This window comes from Vibrio sp. 1727, from assembly GCF_033344415.1.
GTDB lineage: Bacteria > Pseudomonadota > Gammaproteobacteria > Enterobacterales > Vibrionaceae > Vibrio > Vibrio alginolyticus.
This window is the reverse complement of the sequence record NZ_JAWPOT010000688.1, coordinates 1-513: the sequence shown is the minus strand read 5'-3', so window position 1 is coordinate 513 and position 513 is coordinate 1. Positions and strand designations below refer to the sequence as shown.

The 513-nt window shown below is 52.0% G+C and carries 1 protein-coding gene; it reads left to right on the top strand.

The window, feature by feature from the left end; all coding sequences use genetic code 11:
• On the top strand, positions 1–513 hold a 513-nt coding region (locus R8O10_RS27630), incomplete at both ends, for a DUF294 nucleotidyltransferase-like domain-containing protein (RefSeq protein ID WP_318192284.1).

Sequence of the window (513 nt, the reverse complement as noted above, 5' to 3'; positions counted from 1 at the left end):
CGACGACGACCCGCGATTGGAAAAATGGCCATCAGCTCACCCGTACGCCATCGTGACTCGTACCAACATGCTGCACTCGGTTATGTTGGATAATTGCGCCGTGGACACACCTGTAGGTGAGATCGCAACTTTCCCTGTCTACCATGTTGATGACGGGGATTTTCTGTTTAACGCCATGATCACCATGACACGTAATCGCATGAAGCGTTTGATGGTCTGCGAAGGCAATCGCGCGGTGGGCATGCTCGACATGACACAAATTCTCAGCGCGTTTTCGACGCATTCCCACGTGTTCACACTCAGCATTGCACGAGCAAGCAGCGTAGAAGAACTGGCGTTAGCCTCAAACCGTCAACGTCAACTGGTAGAGAGCTTGCTGAGAAACGGCATCCGCACTCGCTTCATCATGGAGCTCATCTCTGCGGTAAACGAACAAATTATCGAAAAAGCCTTTGAACTGGTGGTGCCACCCGCTTTGCACGACCACTGTTGTTTGATCGTGCTGGGCTCAGA